This is a genomic window from Pseudomonas oryzicola (assembly GCF_014269185.2).
Classification (GTDB): Bacteria; Pseudomonadota; Gammaproteobacteria; order Pseudomonadales; family Pseudomonadaceae; genus Aquipseudomonas; species Aquipseudomonas oryzicola.
The window spans coordinates 700,628-718,598 of the sequence record NZ_JABWRZ020000002.1 but is presented as its reverse complement, the minus strand read 5'-3'; the positions used below and the strand labels follow the sequence as shown (position 1 = coordinate 718,598).

14 protein-coding genes and 1 pseudogene are annotated in these 17,971 nt (G+C 65.4%); 4 read left to right on the top strand and 11 right to left on the bottom strand.

Going from position 1 to position 17,971, the window contains the following annotated elements; genetic code table 11:
• Positions 1-65 precede the first annotated feature (65 nt).
• Positions 66-4,967, top strand: coding sequence for an alpha-2-macroglobulin family protein (locus HU760_RS21470; RefSeq protein ID WP_186678855.1), 4,902 nt, complete (start codon positions 66-68; stop codon positions 4,965-4,967).
• 164 nt (positions 4,968-5,131) lie between these two features.
• Here the strand turns inward: HU760_RS21470 and HU760_RS21465 are convergent, their stop codons facing one another.
• A complete protein-coding gene (locus HU760_RS21465; RefSeq protein WP_186678853.1) occupies positions 5,132-5,425 on the bottom strand; it encodes a hypothetical protein in 294 nt (97 codons plus the stop codon).
• 77 nt (positions 5,426-5,502) lie between these two features.
• Between HU760_RS21465 and pbpC the strand changes: the two genes are divergently transcribed.
• Positions 5,503-7,857, top strand: a complete 2,355-nt coding sequence (gene pbpC / locus HU760_RS21460) for a peptidoglycan glycosyltransferase PbpC (RefSeq protein WP_186678851.1) — start codon at positions 5,503-5,505, stop codon at positions 7,855-7,857.
• Positions 7,858-7,865: 8 nt separating this feature from the next.
• On the opposite strand, the gene HU760_RS21455 is transcribed toward pbpC, so the two are convergent.
• The 8 genes from HU760_RS21455 to HU760_RS21420 form a co-directional block, all read right to left on the bottom strand.
• Positions 7,866-8,639: a response regulator gene (locus HU760_RS21455; RefSeq protein WP_186678850.1), complete on the bottom strand. Its 774-nt coding sequence runs from the start codon at positions 8,637-8,639 to the stop codon at positions 7,866-7,868.
• A gap of 117 nt (positions 8,640-8,756) precedes the next feature.
• On the bottom strand, positions 8,757-9,227 hold the full coding sequence (locus HU760_RS21450) for an A24 family peptidase (protein ID WP_186678848.1): 471 nt from the start codon (positions 9,225-9,227) through the stop codon (positions 8,757-8,759).
• A 104-nt stretch (positions 9,228-9,331) separates the two neighbouring features.
• Entirely contained in the window at positions 9,332-9,901 is a 570-nt protein-coding gene (locus HU760_RS21445; RefSeq protein WP_186678846.1) for a DUF4136 domain-containing protein, read from the bottom strand.
• A gap of 19 nt (positions 9,902-9,920) precedes the next feature.
• A complete protein-coding gene (locus HU760_RS21440; RefSeq protein WP_186678844.1) occupies positions 9,921-10,556 on the bottom strand; it encodes a DUF4136 domain-containing protein in 636 nt (211 codons plus the stop codon).
• A gap of 20 nt (positions 10,557-10,576) precedes the next feature.
• A complete protein-coding gene (locus tag HU760_RS21435; RefSeq protein ID WP_186678842.1) occupies positions 10,577-11,326 on the bottom strand; it encodes a methyltransferase domain-containing protein in 750 nt (249 codons plus the stop codon).
• The gene (locus tag HU760_RS21430) at positions 11,323-11,628 is read right to left on the bottom strand and encodes a MazG-like family protein (protein ID WP_186678840.1); all 306 of its coding nucleotides are present in this window, start codon (positions 11,626-11,628) and stop codon (positions 11,323-11,325) included. Before HU760_RS21430 ends, HU760_RS21435 begins: the two co-directional genes overlap by 4 nt.
• Positions 11,629-11,709: 81 nt before the next feature.
• Positions 11,710-12,561, bottom strand: coding sequence for a MaoC family dehydratase (locus HU760_RS21425; RefSeq protein WP_186678836.1), 852 nt, complete (start codon positions 12,559-12,561; stop codon positions 11,710-11,712).
• A gap of 2 nt (positions 12,562-12,563) precedes the next feature.
• Positions 12,564-13,916 (bottom strand): 3-oxoacyl-ACP reductase, encoded by a 1,353-nt coding sequence (locus HU760_RS21420; protein ID WP_186678833.1) that lies wholly within the window; start codon positions 13,914-13,916, stop codon positions 12,564-12,566.
• Between the two features lie 116 nt (positions 13,917-14,032).
• Here HU760_RS21420 and HU760_RS21415 point away from each other — a divergent pair, with 116 nt between their 5' ends.
• Complete coding sequence (locus HU760_RS21415) at positions 14,033-15,310, top strand: acetyl-CoA C-acetyltransferase (RefSeq protein ID WP_186678831.1); 1,278 nt, start codon at positions 14,033-14,035, stop codon at positions 15,308-15,310.
• A gap of 43 nt (positions 15,311-15,353) precedes the next feature.
• Positions 15,354-16,133: an AraC family transcriptional regulator gene (locus HU760_RS21410; protein WP_186678829.1), complete on the top strand. Its 780-nt coding sequence runs from the start codon at positions 15,354-15,356 to the stop codon at positions 16,131-16,133.
• Positions 16,134-16,193: 60 nt separating this feature from the next.
• On the opposite strand, the gene HU760_RS24790 is transcribed toward HU760_RS21410, so the two are convergent.
• Both HU760_RS24790 and HU760_RS24785 read right to left on the bottom strand, forming a co-directional pair.
• A complete protein-coding gene (locus tag HU760_RS24790) occupies positions 16,194-16,922 on the bottom strand; it encodes a methyl-accepting chemotaxis protein (protein ID WP_437179865.1) in 729 nt (242 codons plus the stop codon).
• Positions 16,923-17,051: 129 nt separating this feature from the next.
• A pseudogene (locus tag HU760_RS24785) lies at positions 17,052-17,939 on the bottom strand (cache domain-containing sensor histidine kinase); the annotation flags it as partial.
• Positions 17,940-17,971 lie beyond the last annotated feature (32 nt).

The window sequence follows — 17,971 nt, the reverse complement described above, 5'->3', positions numbered from 1 at the left end:
ATTGCGGTTGCGTTTGCGCTATAGTTGCTGCCCTCACGTACACCCTGCCAAAGAGTTTCTACTCCATGTTCAACAAAGGATTGTTGCTGGCCTGTGCGCTGGCCTTGCTCAGTGCCTGTGACTCTTCGACACCGGGCAAACCTGCACCGGCCGAAAAACCGGCGGCCAGCGCACCCGCCGCTGCCCCGGCAGCGCAGCGCGAAGACCCGGCCATGCTCGCCAAGCGCTACGAGGGCCGCGAGCTGACGGTACTGGATGTTTCCGAAGTGCAGCTCGATGGCGCTGCCACCTTGTCGATCAGTTTCTCCGCGCCGCTGGATGCCAAGCAGGACTTGGCCACCAAGGTGCACCTGGTCGATACCGTCAAAGGCAAGCTCGATGGGGCCTGGGAACTCTCCGACAACCAGATGGAGCTGCGCCTGCGTCATCTCGAGCCGCAGCGCAAGCTGGTGCTGACCGTCGACAAAGGCCTGCTGGCCGTCAACGGCAAGCAACTGGAAGAGGAGTCGATCACCCGCCTGGAAACCCGCGACATGCAGCCGACCATCGGCTTCGCCAGCCGCGGTTCGCTGCTGCCGACCCGCCTGGCCGAGGGCCTGCCGGTGATCGCCCTGAATGTCGACAAGGTCGATGTCGAGTTCTTCCGGGTCAAACCGGAAATGCTCTCGACCTTCCTGGCCAACTGGGGACGCAACAGCAGCCTGTACTACTACCAGTCCAAGGAAACCCTGGACATGGCCGAGCTGGTCTACAGCGGCCGCTTCGACCTCAACCCCGCGCGTAACACCCGCGAGACCGTGCTGCTGCCGATTGCCGGCATCAAGCCGCTGCAGGAGCCAGGCGTGTACCTGGCGGTGATGCGTGCCTCCGGTACTTATGACTACTCGCAACCGGCGACGTTGTTCACGCTCAGCGACATCGGCGTATCCGCGCACCGTTACCGCGACCGCCTCGATGTATTCGCCCAGGCCCTGGAAGGCGGCAAGGCGATGAGTGGGGTCAACCTGGAAATCCACGACGACAAGGGCAAGCTGCTGGCCCAGGCCAGCACCGATAGCGATGGCCATGCCCAGCTGCCGATCACGCCCAAGGCCGACACCCTGATCGCTACCCAGGGCGTGCACACCACCCTGCTGCGCCTGAGCAGCGCAGCGCTGGATCTGGCCGAGTTCGATATCACCGGGCCCCAGGCCAACCCGCTGCAGTTCTTCATCTTCGGCCCGCGCGACCTGTACCGCCCGGGCGAAACCGTGCTGCTCAACGGCCTGCTGCGCGACCAGGACGGCAAGCCGGTCAAAGCCCAGCCAGTCAGCGTGGAAGTGCGCCGTCCCGATGAACAGGTCAGCCGCAAGTTCGTCTGGGAGGCTGACAGCAATGGCCTTTACCAGTACCAGCTGCAGCTGGCCGGCGAGGCCCCGACCGGCCGCTGGCAACTGCTGCTGGACCTCGGCGGCGGGCGCAAGCAGGTGTATGAATTCCTCGTCGAAGACTTCCTGCCCGAGCGCCTGGCGCTGGAACTCAAGGGCAGCAGCACACCGCTGTCACCTGAAGAGAATGCGCGTATCCGGGTCAATGGCCGTTACCTCTACGGCGCCCCGGCAGCTGGCAATCGCCTGAGCGGCCAGGCTTATGTGCGGCCGCTGCGCGAGGCGGTACCCGCGCTGCCCGGCTACCAGTTCGGCTCGGTCACCGAAACCGAGCTGAACCAGGACCTGGAGCTGGACGAGGTCACCCTCGACCAGGCCGGCAAGGCCGTGGTCGAAATCGAGAGCCGTTGGGCTGAAGCCCGTTCGCCGCTGCAGCTGACCGTGCAGGCCAGCCTGCAGGAATCCGGTGGCCGGCCGATCACCCGACGCCTGGAACAACCCATCTGGCCGGCCGAGCGCCTGCCGGGCCTGCGCGGCCTGTTCGACGGTGAGGAAACCGACAGCGACGCGCCGGTGGAATTCGAGTTCCTGGTGGCCGACCGCGACGGCAACAAGCTGGCCGCCGAGGACCTCAAGGTGCGGCTGATTCGCGAGCGCCGCGACTATTACTGGAACTACTCGCAGAGCGATGGCTGGAGCTACGCCTACAACGAGAAGTTCCTCACCCAGAGCGAGGAGACCATCAGCGTCAAGGCCGGCTCCACCGCCAAGCTGAGCTTCCCGGTTGAATGGGGCCCGTACCGCGTCGAGGTGGAAGACCCGCAGACCGGCCTGGTGTCCAGCGAGCGCTTCTGGGCTGGCTATCGTGCCCAGGACAACGCCGAAGGCGGCGCGGTGCGCCCGGACCAGGTCAAGTTGGCGCTGGACAAGCCATCCTATGCCGACGGTGCTACCGCCAAGGTCACCGTTACCCCACCGACGGCCGGCAGCGGCTACCTGATGATCGAATCCAGCGACGGCCCGCTGTGGTGGCAGGAGATCGACGTGCCTGCGGAGGGCAAGACCTTCGACGTGGAGCTGGACGAGAAGTGGGCCCGCCATGACCTGTACATCAGCGCCCTGGTGATCCGCCCGGGTGAGCGCAAGGCCAATGCCACGCCGAAACGCGCGGTGGGCGTGTTGCACCTGCCGCTGGACCGTGCCGAGCGCAAGCTCGCGGTGAGCCTGCAGGCCCCGGAAAAGATGCGCCCGAAACAGCCGCTGACGGTCAAGGTCAAGGCCGCCAATGCCGACGGCAGTATCCCCAAGCAGGTGCATGTGCTGTTGTCGGCGGTGGATGTGGGCATCCTCAACATCACCGATTTCAAAACCCCCGACCCGTTTGCCAGCCTGTTCGGGCGCAAGGCCTATGGTGCCGACCAGCTGGATATCTATGGCCAGCTGATCGAAGCCGGGCAGGGCCGCCTAGCCAGCCTGGCGTTCGGCGGTGACGCGGCGATGGCCAAGGGTGGCAAGCGCCCCAACACCACTGTGACCATCGTTGCCCAGCAGAGCCTGCCGGTGACCCTGGACGACAAGGGCGAGGGCCAGGCTACGGTCGATATCCCCGATTTCAACGGCGAACTGCGGCTGATGGCCCAGGCCTGGACCGACGAACACTTCGGCATGGCCGAAGGCAAGACGGTAGTCGCTGCACCACTGATTGCCGAGCTTTCGGCGCCGCGCTTCCTCGCTGGCGGCGACCGCACCAGCCTGGCGCTGGACCTGGCCAACCTGTCCGGCCGCGCCCAGCAGCTGAACGTTGAAATCAGCACCGAAGGCCAGTTGAGCCTGGCGGCCAGCGCCCAGCAGAACGTCAACCTGGCCGAGGGCCAGCGTTCGACGCTGATGATCCCGGTCCTGGCCCAGGGTGGGCTGGGCCAGGGCAAGGTGCATGTGCGGGTCACCGGGCTGCAGCTACCGAACGAGCCGAGCACAGCGTTCGAACGGGAGTGGACCCTAGGCGTGCGTCCGGCCTACCCGGCGATGCTCAAGCATTACCGTGTAGCCTTGAAGGATCAGCCGTGGACCCTGCCTGAAGCAGACCTGGCCGCCTTCGAGCCTGCCGGCCTGGAAGCTACCCTGGCCCTGTCGAGCCGGCCGCCGCTGAACCTGGGCGAGCAGATCCGTGCCCTGAAGGCCTACCCCTACGGATGCCTGGAGCAAACTACCAGTGGCCTGTACCCGTCGTTGTACGCGGATGCCGACAGCCTCAAGCGCCTGGGCATCAAGGGCGAACCAGCGGATGTGCGCAAGCGCAAGATCGAAATGGGTATCGAGCACCTGCTGGGCATGCAGCGCTACAACGGCAGCTTCGGCCTGTGGAGCTCGGATAGTGAAGAAGAGTACTGGCTGACCGCCTATGTCACCGACTTCCTGCTGCGTGCCCGTGACCAGGGCTACGGCGTGCCGGCCGAAGCACTGAAGAAGGCCAGCGAGCGCCTGCTGCGCTATGTGCAGGAGCGTAACCTGATCGAAGTCGACTACAGCGACAACGCCGAGCACACCCGCTTTGCCGTGCAGGCCTACGCCGCATTAGTGTTGGCGCGCAGCCAGCAGGCACCGTTGGGCGCCCTGCGTGGCCTGTTCGAACGCCGCGCCGACGCCCGTTCCGGCCTGCCGCTGGTGCAACTGGCGGTGGCACTGGACAAGATGGGCGACAAGCCACGTGCCAATCAAGCATTGCAAGCCGGCCTGGCCATCAGCCGCAGCAAGGGCTGGATGGCCGATTACGGCAGCTCGCTGCGTGACCAGGCGCTGATCCTGGCACTGCTGCAGGAGAACGACATGGCCAGCAGCAAGGTCGACCAGCGCCTGTTCGCCTTGTCGGACGAGCTGGCAGCCAACCGCTGGTTGTCTACCCAGGAACGCAATGCGCTGTTCCTGGCTGGCCGTGGCCTGCTCGGCAAGCCGGAGGGCCAGTGGCAGGCACGCCTGGACAGCGCTGGCGAGGTGCGAGAGTTCAACAATGCCGAGTCCGGCATGAAGCTGGAAGGCCCGCTGCTGGCCTCGCCGCTGAGTGTGCAGAACCAGGGCAGCGAGACGCTGTACCAGCAGCTGACCTTGTCGGGTTACCCACGCCAGGCACAGCCAGCGGGCGGCAACGGCATGCAGATCCGCCGTGAGTACCTGGGCATGAATGGCCAGCCGCTGGACCTGCACAGCCTGCGCAGTGGCGATCTGGTGCTGGTGCACCTGGCGCTCAAGGCGGAAAACCCGGTGCCGGATGCGCTGGTAGTGGATCTCCTACCGGCGGGCCTGGAGCTGGAAAACCAGAACCTGGCACAAAGTGCCGCCAGCCTGGACAATGCCAGCAGCGCGGTGAAGGAATGGCGCGATTCCATGCAGAACGCCAGCCTGGTGCACCAGGAGTACCGTGATGACCGGTACGTCGCCGCGCTCAAGCTTGACGGCTACGGCACCACCCACCTGCTGTACCTGGCGCGGGCGGTAACCCCGGGTACCTACCGTGTGCCAGCGCCGCAGGTCGAGTCGATGTACCGGCCGAACCTGCAGGCCGTGGGCGATGGGCAAGGGGAAATGACCGTCAGAGCCCGCTAGGGCGATGCGGTCTGTTGTAGGAGCGGCCTTGTGTCGCGAAAGGGCCGCAACGCGGCCCCATAGCCTGTGTACGCGGAACGGCAGGTAAACCGCGTCGCCAGGTTTTGCGGCCGCTGCGCGCCCGATCGCGACGCAAGGCCGCTCCTACACGATCGGTGCATCGGCTAGTGAATCACCCAGCTCATCACCCATAACCCCAACACCAGCCAGATGATCCCGAGGATGATCGAGGCACGCATGAACGCACGGATGGCCGAGTACAGCAGCATCAGCCCGATGATCAGGGCCAGGATGCTGAGCAAGGAGGTGTCCATGCCCAATGTGCGTGCCAGGCCATCGATGAAATTGCCACCGGCGTTGGCCAGCAGATTGAACAACCCGCTGAATATGTCGACGATGAAGCGGATCAACGAGCCCAGTGCCTGGCCCAGCCACTCGAAAAAACCTTCTACATGCATAGTTGCTTCCTGATGAACGAATCGGCGAGGTTACCGTTCCCAAGCCTTTGGCCATCACCCGGCCAGGTCGGTTCCCGATGCCAAGCTTAACGCGGCCGCGTAGCCGTGCACGCAGGCTGTTGCGCATTGCCATGCTTGGCATGCTGATGGTGCTCGGTCTGTTGTGGCTGGCCGACCGCCTGTGGCCGCTGCCCATGCCGGGTGACGACCTGGCCCGGGTGGTGCTGGCCGAGGACGGCACGCCGTTGTGGCGCTTTGCCGATGCCGATGGCGTGTGGCGGTACCCGGTCAGCCCCGACGAGGTTTCGCCGTTGTACCTGCAGGCGCTGCTGACCTACGAGGACCGTTGGTTCTACCGCCACCCTGGGGTTAACCCACTGGCCCTGGCCCGCGCCGCCTGGCTCAATCTGCGCGGCGGGCGGGTGGTGTCGGGCGGCAGTACGCTGTCGATGCAGGTGGCGCGTCTGCTCGACCCACATGACCGCACGCTGGCCGGCAAACTGCGCCAGTTGTGGCGTACCGCGCAGCTGGAATGGCATCTGTCGAAACGCGAAATCCTGCAGATCTACCTGGACCGTGCGCCCTTCGGTGGCACTCTGCAGGGTGTTGCCGCTGCCAGCTGGGCCTATCTGGGCAAGTCGCCCATGCACCTGACCCCGGCCGAAGCGGCGCTGCTGGCCGTGCTGCCGCAGGCACCCAGCCGCCTGCGCCCGGACCGCCACCCCGAACGTGCCCAGCGCGCCCGTGACAAGGTGCTGCAACGCCTGGCCGAATACCAGGTATGGCCGGAGCGGCAAATCCGCGAGGCAACCGAAGAGCCGCTGGTGCTGGCGCCACGCCAGGAGCCTGCCCTGGCGCCGCTGTTGGCGCGGCGCCTGAACAGCGCCGACAGCCCGCCGCTGATCCGCACCACGCTCGACGCCGCGTTGCAGCGGCGTCTCGAAGACCTGCTGCTGGGCTGGCGAGCACGGCTGCCGGAGCGGACCTCCGCCGCCATCCTGGTGGTCGAGGCGCAGACCATGGCGGTGCGCGCCTACCTCGGCTCGATCGACCTCGCCGACGAGCGCCGCTTCGGGCATGTCGACATGGTGCGCTCGCTGCGCTCCCCAGGTTCCACGCTCAAGCCGTTTCTCTACGGTATGGCATTGGACGACGGCCTGATCCATTCCGAGTCGCTGCTGCAGGACGTACCGCGGCGCTATGGCGACTACCGTCCCGGCAACTTCTCCATGGGCTTCAGCGGGCCGGTGTCGGCCAGTTCGGCTTTGGCGCTTTCGCTCAACCTGCCGGCAGTGCAGTTGCTGGAAGCCTACGGCCCGAAACGCTTTGCCGCGCAGTTGCGCATGGCCGGCATGCCGTTGACCTTGCCGCCCCTGGCCGAGCCCAATCTGTCGTTGATCCTGGGTGGTGCCGGCAGCCGCCTGGAGGACCTGGTGGGTGGCTATGCGGCGCTGGCACGGGGTGGCAACAGTGCGCGGGTGCGCCTGCAGCCGCAGGACCCGTTGCTGGAACGGCGCCTGCTGTCACCCGGGGCGGCCTGGATCATCCGGCGTATCCTCAGCGGGCAGGCACGCCCCGACCGCGACCCGCATGCCGAGCTGGTACAACGCCCGCAACTGGCCTGGAAGACCGGCACCAGCTACGGCTTTCGTGATGCCTGGTCGATCGGTGTGGGGCCACGCTACCTGATCGGTGTGTGGATCGGCCGCCCCGATGGTACGCCGGTGCCCGGGCAGTTCGGCCTGGCCTCGGCGGCGCCGCTGATGCTGCAGGTGCACGACCTGTTGAGCAACCGCGACAGCCAGCGTGGCATCAGTGTGCCGGTCGAGCGGGTACCGGCGAATGTCGGCGTGGCGGCGATCTGTTGGCCGCTGGGCCAGCCGCTGCACAAGCAGGACGCGAATTGCCGGCGTCAACGTTTCGCCTGGACGCTGGATGGCACTACGCCGCCCACCCTGCAGGCGGCTGACCAGCCGCTCGGCCTGGGCCTGCGTGAAAGCGTGTGGGTCAACGACCAGGGGCTACGCGTCGATGGCAGCTGCCCGGGCGCCAAAGCCCGCGACATCGCGTTGTGGCCGGCCCCCCTGGAGCCGTGGCTGCCTCGTGTCGAGCGGCGTGCGGCGCGCCTGCCTGCCATCGACCCGGCCTGCCCGCCGCAGGTGCCGGCCAGTGCGCCGCCGCTGTCGATCGTGGGCGTGCGCCCAGGCGACAACCTGCGTCGTCCGGCGACCAGCAGCGAGCCGTTGCAGCTGCATGTGTCGGCGCTGGGTGGCGGCGGCCGGCGCTGGTGGTTCCTCAACGGCCAACCATTGGGCGAGACCCAGGGGCAGGACAGCTTGCTGGTACGCTTCCAGCAGGTCGGTCAGGCCGAAATCAGCGCACTGGATGAAAGCGGCGAGACGGCGCGGGTGGCGTTCCAGGTCAGCGAGTAGCGGTTGCTTCAATGGCGGGTGAAGCGCTGGTGTATCGGTGAGGAACTGGGCGTCAGCGCCAATGCCAGTTGGGTGCGGTTGTGCATGTGGGTCAGGCGCAGCACCTGTGACACATACAGTTTCACGGTGTTTTCGGTAATGCCCAGTTCGCAGGCGATCTGGTAGTTGGTCTTGCCGGTGCTCACCAGCCGCGCCACTTCCAGCTGGCGCGGTGATAGCTTCTCGAATGCCGCAGGCAGCTCGCTTTCAACTTCTTCGACATCGTTGGCGCGCCGATGCACACCTTGGCCTCGGGCTTTTTCCAGGTCGCGATACAGCTCGTCCACGGATTCGGCCAACTCCTGCAAGCGTTGGTTCAGCCCGCCCAGGTCGCGGATATGGCGTTGACGCTCCAGCACCACCTGTTCCTGCCGACGTACCCCTTCCAGCAGCTCATCAAGGTCCATGGGCTTCTGGTAGTAATCGGCAAAGCCTTCACGTAATGCGCGAATAATGTCCTGCTTCTCTGCGCGCCCCGTCAGCAGAATAGCCTCGAAAATACGCTGGTCACCCAGTACCTTCAAAGCGCGGACCAGCTCGATACCATCTCGCCCAGGCATGTTCAGGTCACAGATAACCAGGCCGACGGCCTCGTCGGCCTGGTAACGGTCGATGGCTTCGTCAGCGCAATGGGCTGGCAGACAGTGATAACCCTGGGTTTGGAGAAACTCGCAGAGTTGCTCGACGATCACGGGTTGGTCATCGACCACCAGGATTTTCACTTGGCTGAATGCTTTGGACACGATCGACTCCCTGTTCTTATGCAGTCCTGCTCCCGAGCCAGACGCTGTGGCAAGTAAAAATAGTCGCGGGGAGCGGCTTTGTACAAGTTGTGTACAGGTATCGGACCAAGGGATCGTTCATTGGATCCATACAGCGGTCAAAAGAAAACCGCTGAGCACATAGGGGACGAACGCCTGCTTGTCGCCCATTTCCTCGGTGAGCGCCTGCAAACGCTTTTTCACCTTGGGGTTGAGCAAGGTCCACAGGCGCCGGCGGGTGAGCAGCCACACCAGCACAGTGACGCCGGCGCCGATGAAGGTGCCAAGCACGTAGTGCGGGCTGGTGGCCAGGGCCAGGGCGCCCATCAGCTTGACGTCATCCGCGCCGAAACGGCCGAGCATATAGCCGGGCAGGGTCAGCAACATCACGATGGCCAGTGCCCAGCCGGCATCGCTGGCATCGGCGCCGATCCAGCTGTGGCCGGTGGCGAACAGCCAGACCAGCGCGCAAGTCGCCACGCCCAGGGTCAGCAGGTTGGAGATCTGGCGTTGGCGCACGTCCTGTTCGGAGCACAAGGCAAGCCACAGCAGGAGAACAATGCTTTGCATGGGCAGGTCGCCTTTCCAAATGTTGAACACATCTACCCGGTCAGTTAGGTTTCCTCAAGTGAAGATAGACCTGCCGGAACAGGCTTGCCCGCTCTGGCAGCACATCACTTCCTGCTGCCAGGTGGATAATTGCCCAGCACCTTGGCCACGGTGTTCTGGATCGCACTGTTGCGTTCTTCCGGGCTTGGCGGGTAGTTGTTCATGATCTGTTCGGCACTGCCGCGCCACACCAGCTTGCCATCACGCCCGTCGAACAGGTCGATCTGAATGGTGGCGACCTTGTAGTCGACACTGCGGGTTTCGTTGTACATCGGGCCGCCCCAGTAGCCACCCCAGTAGCCGCCCCAGCCACCGCCGTAGTTGGTGGTGATCTGTTGCTGGCGCTGCTCGACGATCAGGTAGGTGCGCACGGTCAGATCAGGCCGTGCGCCGCCCTGGGCCGGGCGCAGGCCACGCTGGTCGAGCTGGTCGGCGACCGCCTGGCGAATGCGCTGTTCGGTCAGGTCGCTCTTGATCCGTGGGTCGTCCGGGCGGTATTGCAGGCCGGGTTCCTGCCAGGCCCAGCTGCGGTAGGCGGCAAAATCGCGGCTGGCGTCGAAATCCTGCTGGACGTTATTGTTGGCGCAGGCGGCCAGCAATAACGCGAATGACAGTAGAACGAGGCGGCGCAACATGATGGTTCTCCGTTAGGCACTAACTGGGAGGATAGCCGCTGAGCGCCTTGTATACCGATTCGCGCAAGGCACTTTCGCGTTGCCGCGGCGAGTCCCTGTCGCTGCCGCTTTCGGCGCTGGTGCTCCATACTGGCTGGCCGTCGCGGGCGTCGTACAGGTCGATGCGTACCACCATCACCTGCACTTCGTAGGTACGTACGATAGGCACATTGGCATAGGCCCCATAACCATTGCGGTAGCCGCCATAGCCGACACCGCCGTAGGGGTAGGGGCCGTAATAGGGGTCGTAGGCATCGTAGTCACGCACTTGGCGTATGCGCTTTTCCAGGCGTATGTCGGCGCTCACCAGCAGGTCGCCAGGGCCACCGCGGGCCGGGCGCAGGCCATGCTGGTCGAGTGCGCCACTGATGGCATCGGCCAGTTGCGCCGGGTCGGTATTCGCCGAACCGCTGGGCAACTGGCCGTTACGCCAGCTCCAGCTGCGGTAATGCCCGTAGTCACGCGTGGGCGCCGGGTAGGCACTGGTATCGAAGGTGGTGGCCGCCTGGGCAGGGGCTGGGGGCAACGGGCGGCTGCTGGCCACATACGGGTTGCTGCCCTGGCAACCAGCCAGGGCAAGCGGCAGTAGCGCCAGGCACAACAGACGGTACGGCATGTAGTCCTCCGACAAGTGAGTCAGCGAGGGCGGCAGACCCAGTGCAGGTAGCGGCCAAGCCCGGCGAAACTGGGGTGGCGACGGTAGGCCAGTTCCATTTCCAGCAGGTCGAGCAGCTCGGCCTTGCCCTGGAACTCCTTGGGCATGTAGTCGTGGAACACGCGCACGCCACTTTCGCTTTCCACCTGCCACATAGGCTCAAGTTGCGCCCTGAGTTGGCGTGGATCAAGGGGTTTTTGTGGCGTGAGGCTCTGCTTTTCGCCTTCCAGCCGGTTGCTGCGCAACTTGCGGAAATGGCCCTTTAGCAGGTTGCGATAGACCAGTGCGTCACGGTTGTAGAAAGCCAGCGACAGCCACCCGGAAGGGGCGGTGAGCTGATGCAGCACGGGCAGGATGCTTTCCGGTTCGGCCAGCCATTCGAGCACGGCGTGGCACAGCACCAGGTCGTAGCGTTCGGTGAGCTGGCCAAGCAGGTCTTGCCAGGGGGCCTGGATGAAGGTGGCCGCCTGGCCCGCTTCGGCAAAGCGTACCCGGGCGCCATCGAGCATCGGGGCGGCGGGCTCGGCCAGGGTCAGCTGGTGGCCGCGCTGCGCCAGCCACAAGGCCATGTGGCCCAACCCGGCGCCAATGTCGAGGATGCGCAAGGGGCGGTCGGGCAAGGCCTCGGCCAGGTCGGCCTGAAGCACGGCCAGGCGGATCGCGCCCTTTGCGCCGCCATAGATCTTCTCGGCAAAGCGGGTGGCCAGCTCATCGAAATGACGGTCGTTCATCGGGCGAAGCGCCTCTCGCTGTCGGTCAGCTTGGCCCGCACCACCTGGTCCATGTCCAGGCCAAGCTCGCTGCACAGCAGCAACAGGTAGAGCACTACGTCACCGATTTCCTGGCCGGCATGGGCCAGCTTGTCGGCGGGCAGCTGGCGCGATTGCTCTTCGCTCAGCCACTGGAAGATTTCCACCAGCTCGGCCATTTCGACGCTGGCGGCCATGGCCAGGTTCTTCGGGCTGTGGAAGCCGCGCCAGTCGTTGTTGTCGCGGATTTGGTGCAGGCGTTGGGTGAGTTCTTGCAGGTTCATCGGGGTCTCCTAATGCTGCATAGCTTCAGCGCAGGCCCGATGCAAAGCAAGCGTGTTCCGCCAAGGCAGACGGGGGCGCTCCTACAGCGGCTCCCAGTGCCCGACCATATGCAGCACACCGCTATGTCCGTCCAGCCGCAGCGTTCCCTGCGGCCCTGCCTCACTGGCACTGAGCACCACCTCCGACGGCAACCGCACCGGCTTGCGGAAACCCACCTCGAAGGCATAGCCACTGTGCGGCAGATGCCCGCGTAATGCTGCCAGGGCCATGGCCTTGCTCCACATGCCATGGGCAATGGCGGTGGGAAAGCCGAACAGCCGCGCACTGGCGGCGCTGAGGTGGATCGGGTTGTAGTCCCCGCAGACCTTGGCATAACGCCGGCCGATATCGCTGTCGGCGTACCAGCGGGTCGCCTCCGGCAACGCAGCCGGTTCGTCCTCGGCAGGCTCGTCTGCCCCGCCTTCCAGCTTGAGCCCACGCACCAGCATGCGGCTAGTCTCGCGCCAGAGCAGGCCGATGCCGTCTTCGGCTTCGGTGACCAGGTCGAAGGTGCCGCCCTTGGCGTGCGCTTGCAGGTTGTCCGTATACACCGCAAAGCGCAGCCCTTCGATGGCGCCGAGCGGGCGGAGCACTTCGATGCGGTTATGCAGGTGCACCAGGCCCAGCAGGGGGAAGGGGAAATCGTCGGCGGTCATCAACTGCAGCTGTAACGAGAACGCCATCACGTGCGGGTAAGTAGCCGGCAGGCGGCCATCGTCGGCGAAATGGCACAGTCGCCGGTAGGCTGCCAGGTTGTCCGGCTGGACGCCGATGAGGCAGCGCAGGCCGTCGCCCGGCAGGCGGTCAGCGCTGATCTTGCGCTTGCTGGCCGCGCGCAGGTAGAGGCTGGCGCGCGAAGCCGGGCTGTGCAGGTCGTGCCAGTGTCTGCTCATGTTCAGGCTCCCATCAAGGCCTGGCCGCAAACGCGCAGCACCTGGCCGTTGATTGCCCCGGAACCGGGCTGGCTGAGCCAGGCAATGGCTTCGGCTACGTCCTGCGGGCGACCGCCCTGGCCCAGCGAACTCAAGCGTCGCCCGGCTTCGCGCAGGCCCATGGGCATCACGGCGGTCATGTGGGTTTCGATGAAACCGGGGGCCACGGCATTGATGCTGCTGCCATGCTCGGCCAGGCGCGGCGCCCAGGCCTGCGCCAGGCCGATCAACCCGGCCTTGCTGGCGGCATAGTTGGCCTGCCCGCGGTTGCCGGCGATGCCACTGACCGAGGCCAGCAGGGTGATGCGCGCGTTTTCACCCAGGGCGCCATGATCATGCAGCGCCTGGGTCAGTACCTGCGGCGCCTTGAGGTTCACCGCCAGCACCGCGTCCCAGTATTCCGGGGTCATGTTGGCCAAGGTCTTGTCGCGGGTGATGCCGGCATTGTGCACCACGATGTCGATGCCCTCCGGCAGGGCTGCGAGCAAGCGGCTTGCTGCATCGCTGGCGCAGATATCCAGCGCCAGCGCCTTGCCACCCAGGCGCGCGGCCAGGGCGTCGAGGTCCTGGCTGGCCTGTGGCACATCCAGCAGCAGCACGTCGGCGCCGTCGCGCGCCAGGGTTTCGGCAATGGCAGCGCCGATGCCGCGTGCGGCGCCGGTCACCAGGGCACGGCGGCCCGCCAGTGGCCGGGTCCAGTCCTCGACCTGGCTGGCGCAGGCTTCCAGGCGCAGCACCTGGCCGGAAACGAAGGCGCTTTTCGGCGAGAGGAAGAAACGCAGTGCGCCTTCCAACTGGTGGTCTGCGCCGGGGGCGACATACAGCAGTTGGGCGGTTGCGCCATTGCGCAGCTCCTTGGCCAGCGAGCGGCTGAAGCCCTCCAGGGCCCGTTGCGCAATGCTGGCCAGCGGGTCGCCAAGGCTCTCCGGTGCGCGCCCCAGCAGCACCACGTGGGCGCACGGCGCCAGGCTGCGTAGCAACGGCTGGAAAAATTCGCGCAACTGCTTCAACCCGTCGATGTCGGACAAATGCGTGGCATCGAACACCACGGCCTTGATTTTCGGCCCCAGGCCGGCCACCCACGGCTCGGCCTGGAGATTGTCGGTATTGAAGCTGTAAAGCGTGTCGGTCAGGCGCGGGGCAAGGTTTTCGACCTGGCTTGCCAGGGGCCCGCCACCCAGCACCAGGGCACCTTCCACCGGGCGCAGGCGGCCGGCCTGCCAGCGCTCCAGCGGAGCCGGGTGTGGCAGGCCAAGGGCATCCACAAGCCGGCGGCCGAGGGTGGAGTTGGCAAAGCCGAGGTAGCGATCGCTCATGAGTGGTCTCCGGAAGGCAAGCTTGAAAGTGTGGACCAAGTTTGTCGCAAGGTCGTTCGAATGCGCTAAAAACACCTAGGCTGTACGGATCAAATTGTTTCAGGAGGAACCAACGCATGCGTTCACCTCGCCGGGTCGCGATCCTGGGCGGCAACCGAATTCCCTTCGCCCGCTCCAATGGCGCCTATGCCACGGCCAGCAACCAGGCAATGCTCACTGCCACGCTCGAGGGGCTGATCGAGCGTTACCGCCTGCATGGGTTGCGCATGGGCGAAGTGGTCGCCGGTGCGGTGCTCAAGCACTCGCGTGACATGAACCTGACCCGTGAATGCGTGCTGGGTTCACGCCTGTCGCCGCACACTCCGGCCTATGACATTCAGCAAGCCTGTGGCACCGGGCTGGAGGCCGCGCTGCTGGTGGCCAACAAGATTGCCCTGGGGCAGATCGATTGCGGCATTGCCGGTGGCGTGGACACCACCTCCGATGCACCTATTGCGGTAAACGAAGGCTTGCGCCACATCCTGCTGCAGGTCAACCGTGGCAAAAGCCTGGGCGAACGGCTCAAGCCGCTGCTCAAGCTGCGCCCCCACCATCTGAAACCCGAGTTGCCACGCAATGGCGAGCCGCGTACCGGCTTGTCGATGGGCGAGCACTGCGAACGCATGGCCCAGGCCTGCCACATCGGCCGTGCCGAACAGGACGAGCTGGCGTTGCTCAGCCACCAGCGGCTGGCTGCTGCCTACGCCGAAGGCTGGCAGGATGACCTGCTGACGCCGTTCCTGGCGCTGACCCGCGACAACAACCTGCGTCCCGACCTGGCTCTGGAGCAACTGGCCAGGCTCAAGCCGGCCTTCGACCGCAGCGGCCAGGGCACGCTGACGGCCGGTAACTCCACACCGCTCACCGACGGTGCCTCACTGGTGCTGCTTGGCAGTGAGGAGTGGGCGGCGCAGCAAGGGCTGTCGGTGCTGGCCTATCTGGTCGATGGCGAAACGGCGGCGGTGGATTTCGTCACTGGCCGTGAAGGGCTGTTGATGGCGCCGGTGTATGCGGTACCGCGGCTGCTGGCGCGTAATGGGCTGAGCTTGCAGGATTTTGACTACTACGAGATTCACGAAGCCTTTGCCGCCCAGGTGCTGTGTACGCTCAAGGCCTGGGAGGATGCCGATTACTGTCGCCAGCGGCTGGGGCTGGATGCGCCGTTGGGGGCAATCGACCGCAGCAAGCTCAACGTCAAGGGCAGTTCGTTGGCTGCCGGGCACCCGTTCGCGGCGACCGGAGGGCGGATCCTGGCCAACCTGGCGAAGCTGCTGGCCCAGGCGGGGCAGGGGCGGGGGTTGATTTCGATCTGCGCGGCGGGCGGGCAAGGGGTGACCGTCATCGTCGAGCGATGAACGAGCTGTTAGGCTTGTCTGCTCAGAACTACAAGAAACCGCCATGCCGACCATCGGACAACCCCGCGCCATCCCGGCGCTGGCCCGCCTGCCCAGGCCTTTGTATGCCCGCGCCGAAAGCCTTGGCGCCGGCTCCTGGACCACTCGCCACCAGCACGACTGGGTGCAATTTTCCTACGCCATCAGCGGTGTGCTAGGCGTCTATACCCGAGAAGGCAGCTATTTTGCCCCGCCGCAGTGGGGGGTGTGGATACCTGCCGATTCGGAGCACGAGGTCGTCACCTCGATGCAGGCCGAAATGCGCAGCCTGTATGTGCGCCGTGATGCCTGCGCGTGGGCGCCGGAGCGATGCCGGGTGCTGGAGGTGACACCGTTGGCGCGCGAACTGATCAAGCAGTTTTGCCTGTTTTCGGCAGATTACCCAGAGGGCGACAGCGCCGAGGCGCGGCTGGTGGCGGTGCTGCTCGACCAGCTACGCACGCTGCCAGAGGTCGGGTTCTCGCTGCCGTTGCCACGACATCCGGGCTTGCTGGCGCTGTGCAACGGCTTGCTCGCTGCCCCGGACCAGCCGCAAACCTTGCAGCAGTGGGCGAGGGAGCTGGGGTGTTCGGAAAAGACCCTGATGCGGCTGTTCCAGCGGGAAACGGGTTTGAGTTTTCGTAACTGGCGCCAGCGCATGCGGCTGCTGTCGTCGCTGGCCTTGCTGGAGGCGGGGAAGAATGTGACCGAAGCGGCGTTGGGCTGTGGGTATGACTCCACTTCGGCCTATATTGCGGCGTTCAAGCAGCTGTTCGGGGCGACGCCTGGTGAGTTGAAGCTGTGACTGTCGGTCGCCGGTACCGGCCTCTTCGCGGGTAACCCCGAGGCCAGTACCGGCAGTGCATCAGGTACGGAACCTGCGCACCAGCGCATCCAGCTCGTTGGACAACCCGGCCAGGCTCTCCGAGTCCACACGCGCCGCCTGGGCCAGTTCGGCAACCAGCTGCGCATCCCCGTGAATCTGGCTGATGTGCCGGTTGATGTCCTCGGCCACCTGGTGTTGTTCCTCGGCCGCCGTGGCGATCTGGGTGTTCATGTCGCGGATCACGTCCACCGACTCGCGGATCTGCCCGAAGCTGTCACGGGCCATGCCGATGCGGCTTACCGATTGCTGCGAAACTTCCAGGCTGGCATGCATCTGCGCGGCCACTTCGGCGGTGCGGCTGGCCAGGTTGCCGAGCAGGCCGTCGATCTCGGCGGTGGAGTCGGCGGTGCGCTTGGCCAGCGCCCGCACTTCGTCGGCGACCACGGCAAAGCCGCGGCCCTGCTCACCGGCGCGGGCCGCTTCGATGGCGGCGTTGAGGGCCAGCAGGTTGGTCTGTTCGGCAATCGAGCGGATGGTGCCCAGGATCGACTGGATGGCGTTGCTGTCGCGCTCCAGTTGCTGGATCGACTGCGCCGATTGCTCGATCTCCTGGCTCAGGCGGTCGACGCTGTGCACCGCTGCGTCGATCTGCTGCTGGCCTTCACGGGCCTGCTGCTGGCCGCTGTCGGCCGATTGCGCTGCCTGGCTACAGGAACGTGCCACTTCGTTGGCAGTGGCGACCATTTCGTGGAAAGCGGTAGAGACCATGTCCACGGCTTCGCGCTGGCGGCCCGCCGCTTCGGCCATGTCGCTGGATACGCGGGTCGAACTGGTCGAGGTGCTGAGGATTTTGCCGGCTGCGGCGCCGATGTGCTGGATGAGGCTGCGAATGGCACCGAGGAACTGGTTGAACCAGTTGGCCAGTTGTGCGGTTTCGTCGCGGCCGCGAATTTCCAGGTTGCGGGTCAGGTCGCCTTCGCCCTGGGCAATGTCTTCCAGGCCGCTGGTTACGCTGTTGATCGGACGCACGATCAGCTTGGCGAAGGTTGCACCGACCACAGCGAACAGCGCCGCCAGCACAACGGCCACGATGCCGATCAGCCAGGTCAGGCGGGTGGTGGTCTGCATCACTTCGCTTTGCTCGATCAGGCCGATCAAGGTCCAGCCCAGCTGTTCATCCGGGTAGATATTGGCCATGTAGCGCACGCCACCCAGCTCGACTTCAGCCAGCCCCTTGCCGTGCTTGGCCAGCTCGGCGTAGCCGTCGCCAAAACTCGCCAGTGGCTTGAAGTTGTGCTTGGCGTCACGTGGGTCGACCAGCACGTTGCCGTTGTTTTCCACCAGCAGCACGTAGCCGCTGTCGCCCAGCTTGATCTGCTGCACGATCTCGGTAAGGCCTTTGAGCGAGACGTCGACGTTGACCACGCCGCCAGGGTTGCCCAGCTGGTTGGCGACGGTGCGTACGGTGCTGACCAGCACGGCGTCGTCGGGCGCCCAGTAGTAGGCTTCGGTGCGCAGGGTCTTGCCAGGGTTGGCCATGGCCAGTTGGTACCAGGGGCGGGTGCGAGGGTCGTAATTGACGAACTTCTGCCCGGCCGGCCAGCCAACGTAACCACCGTCATTCACCCCGTAGGACAGGTAGGCATAGGCGGGGTGCGAGGTGGCCAGGCGGGTCATGAACTCCAGCACTTTGCTGGCCTGCTCGCCCAGTTCGTAGGACGGCGTCGCGCTCATGTACTTGTTCAGTTCACTGCCGGTAGCGGCAACCAGTGGCTGTGCCGCCATGTACTCGACGTTCTGGTTGATGCCCTGGAAGA